Source organism: Methanobrevibacter curvatus (assembly GCF_001639295.1).
Taxonomy (GTDB): domain Archaea; phylum Methanobacteriota; class Methanobacteria; order Methanobacteriales; family Methanobacteriaceae; genus Methanoflexus; species Methanoflexus curvatus.
Genome location: NZ_LWMV01000217.1, coordinates 1 through 9,769, shown reverse-complemented (window position 1 = coordinate 9,769; position 9,769 = coordinate 1). Strand labels below are relative to the sequence as shown.

Sequence of the window (9,769 nt, the reverse complement as noted above, 5' to 3'; positions counted from 1 at the left end):
ATATTATGTCTAATTTTTAAAATAATCACTTATAATTTAATTATATAAAAAAATATTTATTATAATTATTTAATTTAATTAATAGATAAATATAAGAATTTTTAAAAAAAATTATTACTTCTAAACGTTATTTTCTTGATTATATTTATAAAAAAAAGATATAAAAAGTTGTAAAAAATTATAAAAGAAATCTTAAATTTTTATTTAAATAGAAAAAATAAAATAAGTAACTTATTAACTTTAAAAATAGCCAATAAAATCAAAAATATTTAAAAAAAACATTAGTTTTAATGACGTAAATAAATTTTAAACAACAATGTATGATTTTTTCTCTTTTTCAAATATTTTGCTAAATTTTAAATGAATTTATAGCAAATTTATAATAAAGTTGTAATAAATTTTAAATTAAATACTGTTTTAAAATATTCCTATTTTAATATACAGTTTGATTAAAAAATAGTTGCAATTGTTAGTTATTGGACATTTTTCACATAGCATATGTCCTGGTTTACATATATTTTGGCCAAATTGAACCATTAAGTCATTTAGGTCTATCCAAAGCTCTTTTGGAATAAATTTTGTCAATTCTATTTCTGTTTCTTCTGGTGTTTTAGTATCCACAATTCCCCATAAATTTGAAATTCTATGCACATGTGTATCAACTGGAATAGCTGGTTCTTGAAATGCATAAACCAAAACACAATTAGCTGTCTTTCTTCCAACACCTGGAAGCTCCAATAATTCCGTAATATTGTCTGGAACCACACCACCATATTGATCAACTAAAAGACTTGAAACTTCTTTGATTCTCCTTGCTTTAACTCTAAAAAAACCTGCACTTTTAACAAGTTTTTCTAAATCTTCGATAGGTGCATTAGCTATTGCTTCAACATCACCATGTTTTGAAAATAATTTTGCAGAAGCTTTGTCTGTATTCTCATCCCTTGTTCTTTGAGATAAAATTGTTCTAATGAGAACTTTATATGGGTCTCTGTTTTCAAATATACGTAAAGTAAAAATTGACTCCAAAGAAGTCATTATAGATTTAATTCTCTCTACTTTTTCTTTTTTACTTAAATCTTTATGTATTAATGCATCTTTAGTCATATTTTTCTCTTTTATCAATTGAATTTAAAAATTTAAAATCCTTAATTAAATTAAAATAATTAATTAAAGGTATAATAATAAATTAAATTAAAATAGTTAATTAAATTATAATATTAATTAAATTAAAATTGTTAATACTCTTCATAATGGACTCTTTCTGGGTGGTATTTATTAATAAACTTATTTTCTTCTCCATTAGCAGGATAACCCAAACTAATTACATTAAATGGTCTTAAATAATCATTCAAATCAAATAAATTTCGAATATAATTCATCCTATCTTCCTTTGGTGCAACATTAATCCAAACTGCACCTAAATCTAAATAGCTAGCTTCAAGAAGTAGAGTTGTGGCTGCTGCTGCCATATCTTGCTCCCAAGCATGCTTAAAATGAGATGTATTCATATTAGCTATCAATACTATTGCAACATTAGCTCCAGAGAGAGGTTTTGAATTAAGATCCATATCACTTAATTTTTTTATTGTGTCTTTATTTTTAACTACAATAAATTCCCATGGCTCACTGCCCAGTCTCGAACCTGGTGCCTGCATTGCTGTTTTTAACAACTTGTCAATCTTTTCATCTTCGACATTTTTAGATGAATATTTTCTAATGCTTCTTCTTTTATAAATTTCTTCCATAAGACTACTCCATATAAAATTAAAATCCCTTATAAATAAACAAAAAAATAAAAAGTGCAAAGTATAAATTATAAAATCTTAATAAAAATATGATTTATTAAATATAAAAAAAATATAAAAAAAATTGAATATTAAATATAAAAAAAATAAATATAAAAAAGTTAAATATTAAATTTTAAATATTAAACATTAAATCAATTCAAAATCTAGACCAATTTCTGCCATAACTTCAAGGAAATTTGGAAAAGATACGGAAAAAACATCCCCATTTTCAATGGCTACTTCATGTTTTAAGTTAAGAAGAGAAAAGGCCATAGCTATTCTATGATCGCCATGAGATGTTACTGTTCCTGAGTTTATTCCCCCTATGACTTCCATACCATCATGAAACTCATTTACATGACAACCTAATTTCTTTAACTCAGCAGAACATTTAGCTATTCTATCAGTTTCTTTAAATCTTGCATGACGAACTCCTGTTATTTTAGTAGTTCCTTCAGCCATTGCACCTAAAACCGCCACAGTTGGAAGCAGATCAGGCGAATTGTAAAGATTAACATCAACCCCTCTAAGCATTCCATTAGATTTTAAAATCACATAGTCCTCAAAAATAGATACCTCACAACCCATTTGATTTAAAATATTAATTATGATTTTATCTCCTTGTTTTGATTCTTTAAAAAGGTTTTTAACCTTTATTTCTCCTCCATTAATAGCTACAGCAGATAATGGATAAGATGCAGATGAATAGTCCCCTTCAACAGTGTATTCTCTTGAAATATATTTTTGAGGTTTTAAATCAAAAAATGTGGATGCACATTTCTTTTCATATTCATTACAATTTTCATGTCCTTTTGTAGACAAATCTGAATTAATATTAACTCCAAATTTTTCCATAATGTCTAATGTCATTGCAACATAAGATTTTGAGATAAAATCTCCTTTAACTTCTAACTTTAAACCATTTTCAGATAAAGCACCTGCCATCAAAAGAGAAGAGATAAATTGAGAAGAAACACTTCCATCAATAGCTGTTTTACCACCAACAAAACCTGGTTTAACCTTAATTGGAGGTTTTTCATCCCCTCTAAGAGACTTAGCATTAAGTCCTAATTGTTTTCCAGATTTCATTAAAATTCCCATAGGGCGAGTTCTAAGAGATTTGTCTCCTGTAAAAACTGTAGAATTGCAGGATAATCCTGCCATTGAAGTCATTATTCTAAGAGTAGTTCCTGAATTTTTCAAATCAATTGCTTCAGTAGAGCTATTTTCAATGTTTTTAGTTGCAATAATTTTTAAATCAGAATCATCATTTATTAGTTCTATTTTAGAGCCAAAGGATTCACATGCACCAATTGAAGAAAGAGTATCCTCAGATATTAATGGATCATGAATAATGGACTCACCATCTGCAAATGAAGATATTATAATTGCTCTATGAGTGTAACTTTTTGAAGGAGGTGCTTTAATCTCTCCACCAACCTTATTTAACTTTCTAATCTTTAAAATCATTGTACCACATGTGAAATATTGCTATTTATAAATTATAAATATATAAAAACTATTTCTATTAAAAAATATTACTATTTAAAAATTATTATTATTATTATTATTATTATTATTATTATTATTATTATTATTATTATCACTAACTATTATACTACTGTTACTATTATTATTGATATTATTGTCATTATTACTTAAAAGACATTTAGAAATTTAAAAGCTATTTAGAAATTAAACCTTCCAGCTTCTGATTTAAAAGGGATAAAAAATCGTCTTTCTTCTCATAAGGAATATAAGCACCACATGCAACTGAGTGTCCACCACCATTTCCACCGATTTTTTGAGAAATATCTCTAATTATATTTCCAAAATGAATCCCATCAAAAGCAAGAAGTCTGGAACATCTTAAAGATACTTTCCAATCTTTATTTTCATCACTAACACGTGTAAAACCTATAATTGGTTTTTTCCAGTCCCCGTAACTTAAAATCATTCCTGCAACAGTTCCAACAACACTACTCTTAATTCCTTCGCCATTGAAGTATTGGATATTTTCATCTTGAACAATTAGTTTTTGATCTTGAATTCTTTGAATATTTTGAGCCAAATATTGTTTATGTACTTTAGAAACAACTTCAAGTTCATCTAAAGCTTCAAGTCTATCACCTTTTAAAATTCTTAAAGCAATGTCTTCTCTATTATTCCTTGTACAAGCATTCATAGCAGTAGAAAACTCAGATGCATCTCTAAGAAAAGTTTTATTTTCTTCCATTAAAAACTCATAAGAATCCGCAGAGACAAGCCTTGGAATATATTTAACATATTTTCCAGGAACTGACTTAGATAACATTGCCATAATTGTTGAAAACAATTTTTTCTTCTCAATATTTGTTAAATCACTTAAAGTACGGCTTCCATATTGATTTTTTACTGGAATATCTAATTTTTCTAAAAGTGCAATGGCTTCACGTTTGTTGTTGGTGATTGGAAGAATAACATCACTAAAAAAGGATAATGCAACAAATAATGGTCTTGTTTGTCTCCCATACAATGATAAATCACTGATTATATCTACATAACCTTGATCTACTGCATCATTTAAAATTAAAGAATTTAAACCTTCTAATTTTCCAGACCTTCCATTTTGCATATCACCTACAGCAGCTAAAACTCCAATCCAACTTAAATCTTTAAATCCAAATTCTCGAGCAAGTAAATAGCTAAGACCTCCACCACAGACATAATGAGAACCGTCAATCCCATGGTGATTAGAATTAATCTCTAAAAATGAGTAATTTACATTGTCGTTGTAGTTAATATCTCTAATTGGGGGATGATGATCTAAAATAATGAATTTTGAATCATCATGTGCATTTTTGTCAATATTTTGACCTGAAGCCAAATCCGAAAATATAGTAAGTTCATGGGTAATTTTTAAATTTTCTAACTTATCTAAAGATATTATTTCAATTTCATGCTCTTTACCAAGTCTATCTAATAAAATAGATAAAATAGCCCCAGCTGAAATTCCATCACAATCATTGTGAGAGTAAATTTTTATATTTTTAGATGTTTCTATTATTTCCTTAGCTTTTTTATACAAATCACCCATAGATTTAGGAATTTCTGTTATAATTTGGGTTATATTATCTGTTTTTTCATTTACCATTTTTCACCTAATAAGCAGCCATAAACTCATTTAAATCATTAAATGTTAAGTATTTTAAATTAATATATAATTTTGAATTATTTTAAATTAATTTATATTTTAAATTATTTTGAAAACATTCTAATCTAAAATTAATCAAGTATTTTATAAAATATTTTAGAATTATTTATTTCTTAAAGAACTAATTGTTTTAGAAATATTTATTAATGCTTCATTTTTTTTTAAATCACCATTGTCAATAAGAACTCTTCCTGAATATTCATACCAACTTCCAGGAAAACTTTTATTTTCTTCAATTATAGGATTAAAATTTAATTTACGAGCAGAACGAATTATTTCAGATAACTTAGGAGTTTTAACTGCAAATTCCTTTGAAATTTTTCTACCTTCTTTTCTAGACTTTGTTGAATCTATATAAACTGGCCATACTATTCTTGACAATTGATCACCTTAAATAAAGAATAAAAATAAAAAATGCATAATAAATTTAATAATATTACATGTATATTACTAAACAATTATTTAATAATAATATGTAAATAATAATTTTAAATAATAATACTTATTAATTTTAAATAAATAATAAATTTAAAAAATAAATTTAAATAATAATTTTTAATAATAATTTTTAATAATAATACTTATTAATTTTATATTAAATAAATTTTTCTAAAAAAATGCACTTAAAAATTTGGATTTCAAAACATTTTTTAAATTTAAAGACTTTTAAATGAAAAAAATCGGATTTTTAAAACATCAAAGTTTTTAACCGTAAAAAAAACATTGATTTAAATGTAATAAGAAACAAATATAATAACAATATTATTAAAAATTTAAAATATTTGATAAAAACAACTTATTTTTTTAATCATATTATCAATAGTATTAATTTAAAAACTCTTAAAAGATTTATTAAATTTTTATGAAAAAAATACTATTTTTTAACAAAAAACATTTCAATAAAAAAAATCAATTTTATAAATAAATATATGTAAAATTTTACTAAAAATATTAAAATGTTTTTGAAAAATTCTTTATTAATATAACTAAAATACTTATAATTTTAAAATAGCCTATAAAAATAGGAAATTTAACTTTAAAAAATAATTAGGAACTCAACTATGAATGACTTATCCTTTGAAGACTTTGAAATATCAAATCCAATAATAAAAGCAATAAAAGACTTAGGTTTTGAAGAACCTAGCCCAATACAAAAATTAACATTATCTGAATCATTAAAAGGTAAAGATATAATTGGCCAAGCACAAACTGGAACTGGAAAAACCGCCGCTTTTGCTATTCCAATATTAGAAAAAATTTTTATTAAAGACAAATCCCCACAAGCTATTGTAATATGTCCTACTCGCGAATTATGTATTCAAGTAGCTGAAGAAATTGGTAAATTATCTACCCACATGAAAAAGCTTTATATACTCCCTATTTATGGTGGACAATCAATTGGAAGACAAATAAGGGCTTTAAAAAAAGGAGTGCATATTATAATAGCTACACCTGGAAGATTAATGGATCATATGGAAAGAAAAACCATAAATTTGTCTGGAATTGAAACTGTAGTTTTAGATGAAGCGGATGAAATGTTAGACATGGGTTTTAGAGATGATATTGAATTTATCTTAAAACAAACACCTAAAAATCGTCAAACATTGCTATTTTCTGCTACAATCAATAAAACTATTACAAATCTAGCTAAAAAATATCAAAACAAGCCTGAAATCTTAAAAGTGCCTCATCATCATTTAACTGCACCTAAGATAGAACAGATATACTATGAAACCAGAGAAAAGATGAAATTAGAAACTTTAACTAGATTAATTGATGTTTATGATTTAAATCTTTCTTTAGTTTTCTGTAATACAAAAAGAAGAGTAGACAGACTTACCAGAGACTTAAAGGCAAGAGGGTTTTCTGTTGAGGGCATTCATGGAGATATGAGTCAGAATCAAAGAGATAAGGTAATGAACAAGTTTAGGAAAGATAAAATCGAAATATTAGTTGCTACAGATGTTGCTGCAAGAGGAATAGATGTGCCTAATGTTGAGGCTGTTTTTAATTATGATCTTCCTAATGATAATGAATATTATATCCATAGAATTGGGCGAACTGGGAGAGCTGGAAAAACAGGATATGCATTTACATTTGTAGCTGGAAAAGAAATTTATAAATTAAGAGACATTCGTAAATTTACTAAAACTAATATTAAACAGGAAAAAATCCCAAGTTTAAAAGACATTGAAAAGAAAAAAGATGGTTTATTACTTGAAAATGTTTTAGATCTTATTGACAAAAACAAGCATTCAAAAAACATTGAATCAATAGAAAAAGCTATGGAAGAAGGTTATACTTCAGTTGACCTTGCTGCAGCATTATTAACAATCAACAAAGATAAATAAAATAATTTTAATTTTAAAAAAGAGTTAAATAAATAAAAATTTAACTTGAAAATAGGTAAAAAATTTAAAGATTGTTTAAACTTTTAAATAATATGCATTGAAATTAGAAAAGATTAAAAAACTTCAAAAAGAAGCTAAAGATCTTAAAAAACAAACAGATCCAAATGCATTAATTAATTAAAGCATTTATTTCTAAATTTGGCAAAAATAATTTAGAAAAAATGTTAGAAGATTGATGATTTTTAGATAGCTATTTCTATTTTATCATAATTGAAAACAGGTGTTTTCGTATTATGTATTTTTCCTTCTTCTAACCCAATTAATCCTTTTTCTTTTAATTTATTCACATTTTTTGCTACATTACCAATGTCTTTACCCATCATCACAGATAATTCTGATATTGATGAAGGGTTTTCATTTTTCACTAAATTTAGTATCTCCAAATCAGTTTGTGAAAATGATGGTTTTTCATCATGTATTATCATTTCTTGAGTATATTTTTCCTCAGGGTGTTCTAGGAAATACTCCCAATCTTCAAGATCGCTTTCTAATTTCATATCTCCTTTTCCTTCAGTTAATATTTCTTTAAGATTCTCCATTGATTCATATTTTTCATTGAATTCGTTGGTGAGATCATTTCCTTTTATTGTTCTAGTTAGCTTTATTTTTATCATGATAATTCCTCCATCAGTTTTTCTAAATTGAGTCCTTTATTTTTTTCTAAGTGTAGTTCTACAATTAGTCCCACTTCTTCGTAGTTTTTGTATTTGACTGGTATGTGTATGCCATTATTTTGAACATGAATATGTGATGGTTTGTAGTAGTTGTCTAGTCGTATTTCGTCTGGCATTATGATTATTTTCCATCCTCTTATGGATTTACCAGTGTAAATGATTTTTCCATGTTTGCTGAGTTTTATCATGTTGCCTTGTTTCATAATATTATACTTGTTTTTTCTACCATATAAACTTTAGTATATTTTTACTAAACTAATATTTATTATTTTCATCAGCCATTAAATATTTCTAAAAAAAAACTGAGTAAATTGTAGGCACATGTACTGTTGTGGAAAATTAATTTTTATGATATTATGTTTCAACATAATTTTTAGATAATTTCCTGTCAGCATCTTTTTTATTAAAGTTCCAGTTAATTTTAGACTTATTATTATTTCTATTACTCATAAATGCAGTAGTTTAACTAATTAAAAGATTTTTATCCCTTATTCTTCTACCCGTACATTGTGTATCCATTACATTAATTTCTATTTCTGCTGTATTAAGCCAACTAGCATATTTTTGAGTATAATAAAAAACTATTTTATGTATTAAATCTAAAGCTTCTTTAAATTCGAAATTTTCAAGTATTGAAGTATAAATGTGTGTATTTAAGTTATCCATTACTATTCGGAGCTTTTTTGCATTAGAAAAAACATTGTCTGCTAAATGTTTGATATATAATGCGAAATCTAATTTTGTTCGTCTGTCTGTTACGGTAATATCTCTTTTTCCTCCTTTAAAGTCAACAGCAACAAAAATATTAGCTGTTCCATTTCTTTTGTACTGGTAGTCATGTTTTTCAGGATTTCCAGGTTTCATAGGAATTCTATTTTTTATATCTCCAATTAATGGTTTATATCTTTCATCCAAAGAAATAATTGGATATTTTGGATCATATCCTTTAGAATAAAGGTTTAAAATAGTAAGTATTCTTTTTTGATAGCCTTTGTCTATTTTTTTATACATCACATTTTCTTGTCAAGGTTTATTTGAGCTTTCTTTAAAATAAGGTCAAGTGTTTGATGACTTATTGATTCAAAACCTTGTTTGTCACAAAGTATTTTAGCAATAAGTCTAACAGTCCATCTTTAAATCCTTCAGGAGGATCAGTACAAGCCAATACAATAATTTCAGTTTCTTCAGTAATTCCATGTTTCTTTGGTTACCCAAAACGAGGCTTGTCGTACACAGCATACTCATATCCTTCTTCCAAATAGTTTCACTTAATATTATCCACAATATTATGGTTAATATCCAATATTTTGACAATATCAATATTTTAAGACCTTTATCAAACAATGAAATTACTTGTGCTCTTAATTTTCTTTTGGTTTTTTAACAAAAGTTTGTAAATAATTTCTACCATTTTCATCAAGTTTAAAAATTTTACCATTTCTAATATAAAATTAAACTCCCACACATATAATTTTATCATAAAAATTAAAGTTCCAAGACAGCACTATTAAGATTTACATAAATATTTAAATTTTTTATGAAAAAAGAATATCATAATAGAATGTTTTATATAATATTGTTAAGGCAATTTAATTCTAAATGTTTATATACTTTAAATTATATATTATAATAATATGAAACATAGAAAATTAGAACTCAGAGAAAATGATTATAATTCTTTAAAAAAGATGGTTAAAAAAG

Annotated in this window: 10 protein-coding genes; 2 read left to right on the top strand and 8 right to left on the bottom strand. The window is 25.5% G+C overall.

What is annotated here, in order from left to right:
• Nucleotides 1-417: 417 nt before the first annotated feature.
• The 5 genes from MBCUR_RS09160 to MBCUR_RS09140 form a co-directional block, all read right to left on the bottom strand.
• On the bottom strand, nucleotides 418-1,107 hold the full coding sequence (locus tag MBCUR_RS09160) for an endonuclease III domain-containing protein (protein ID WP_067092603.1): 690 nt from the start codon (nucleotides 1,105-1,107) through the stop codon (nucleotides 418-420).
• 131 nt (nucleotides 1,108-1,238) lie between these two features.
• A complete protein-coding gene (locus MBCUR_RS09155; protein ID WP_067092602.1) occupies nucleotides 1,239-1,748 on the bottom strand; it encodes a nitroreductase family protein in 510 nt (169 codons plus the stop codon).
• A 189-nt stretch (nucleotides 1,749-1,937) separates the two neighbouring features.
• Nucleotides 1,938-3,260, bottom strand: coding sequence for a 3-phosphoshikimate 1-carboxyvinyltransferase (gene aroA / locus MBCUR_RS09150; protein ID WP_067092601.1), 1,323 nt, complete (start codon nucleotides 3,258-3,260; stop codon nucleotides 1,938-1,940).
• A 214-nt stretch (nucleotides 3,261-3,474) separates the two neighbouring features.
• A complete protein-coding gene (gene recJ / locus MBCUR_RS09145) occupies nucleotides 3,475-4,887 on the bottom strand; it encodes a single-stranded-DNA-specific exonuclease RecJ (protein WP_067092604.1) in 1,413 nt (470 codons plus the stop codon).
• A 198-nt stretch (nucleotides 4,888-5,085) separates the two neighbouring features.
• Entirely contained in the window at nucleotides 5,086-5,364 is a 279-nt protein-coding gene (locus MBCUR_RS09140; RefSeq protein ID WP_067092600.1) for a signal recognition particle subunit SRP19/SEC65 family protein, read from the bottom strand.
• 680 nt (nucleotides 5,365-6,044) lie between these two features.
• On the opposite strand from MBCUR_RS09140, the gene MBCUR_RS09135 reads away from it, so the two are divergent.
• On the top strand, nucleotides 6,045-7,334 hold the full coding sequence (locus tag MBCUR_RS09135; RefSeq protein ID WP_067092599.1) for a DEAD/DEAH box helicase: 1,290 nt from the start codon (nucleotides 6,045-6,047) through the stop codon (nucleotides 7,332-7,334).
• Between the two features lie 242 nt (nucleotides 7,335-7,576).
• On the opposite strand, the gene MBCUR_RS09130 is transcribed toward MBCUR_RS09135, so the two are convergent.
• The 3 genes from MBCUR_RS09130 to MBCUR_RS09120 all read right to left on the bottom strand — a co-directional run bounded on the left by MBCUR_RS09130 (nucleotide 7,577) and on the right by MBCUR_RS09120 (nucleotide 9,079).
• Nucleotides 7,577-8,008: an HVO_A0114 family putative DNA-binding protein gene (locus tag MBCUR_RS09130; protein ID WP_067092598.1), complete on the bottom strand. Its 432-nt coding sequence runs from the start codon at nucleotides 8,006-8,008 to the stop codon at nucleotides 7,577-7,579.
• On the bottom strand, nucleotides 8,005-8,271 hold the full coding sequence (locus MBCUR_RS09125) for a hypothetical protein (protein ID WP_067092597.1): 267 nt from the start codon (nucleotides 8,269-8,271) through the stop codon (nucleotides 8,005-8,007). Before MBCUR_RS09125 ends, MBCUR_RS09130 begins: the two co-directional genes overlap by 4 nt.
• Nucleotides 8,272-8,530: 259 nt before the next feature.
• Nucleotides 8,531-9,079, bottom strand: coding sequence for an IS630 family transposase (locus MBCUR_RS09120; protein ID WP_084269680.1), 549 nt, complete (start codon nucleotides 9,077-9,079; stop codon nucleotides 8,531-8,533).
• Between the two features lie 77 nt (nucleotides 9,080-9,156).
• On the opposite strand from MBCUR_RS09120, the gene MBCUR_RS10460 reads away from it, so the two are divergent.
• Entirely contained in the window at nucleotides 9,157-9,330 is a 174-nt protein-coding gene (locus MBCUR_RS10460) for a hypothetical protein (protein WP_157077728.1), read from the top strand.
• Nucleotides 9,331-9,769: the final 439 nt, after the last annotated feature.